At 57.2% G+C, this 533-nt stretch carries 1 protein-coding gene; it reads left to right on the plus strand.

The genetic code is table 11. The features are described 5' to 3' along the window. A partial coding sequence (locus tag D5269_RS18245; protein ID WP_199735805.1) for a hypothetical protein occupies nt 1-382 on the plus strand: 382 nt, incomplete at its 5' end. Between the last annotated feature and the right edge of the window lie 151 nt (nt 383-533).

Here is a 533-nt window from a genome sequence, read left to right on the forward strand (position 1 = left end):
GCCCTATGCGCCGCTGACCACAGCTGGACAGGTACTGATGCCGGACGGTGTCCCGCTTGCGGATTATCTGGCGGCGAGCGTCCCGGACTGGCCGCTCGTCACGATCCGGCATGATCTGAGCGATTATCCGGATGTGCTGCTGCTCATGGGGGAGTATACCGCAGGCGCGGGCGGGGCCGGGGATGGCCCGGCAGGCGGCTCCGAACTGGTGCAGTGTCCCTGCCGTCAGAGCTACCCGGACGCCAATACCCTGACCGTGTATACCATCCGGGAGCTTACAAGGCTGGGCAGCCCCACATTGCATAAGATCAGCGACCGCATCTATACGCTGACCTTCGAGAATGCGGAAAGCCTGTACATCAAATTATTGCTGAACGTCTGAAAGGAGATTGAAACGATATGGAATTTAGCCCGTTGATAAAAGGAACTCCGGACTGGAACGAGAAATACAATCAGGACATTGGTGGCCTGTGTGCGGAGATGGATGCTGCAAGATCCAGCGGTATCCTGAACACCTATGTACATACCAAGAG

The sequence above is a fragment of the Anaerotruncus sp. 1XD42-93 genome (genome assembly GCF_009917605.1).
GTDB lineage: Bacteria > Bacillota > Clostridia > Oscillospirales > Ruminococcaceae > Anaerotruncus.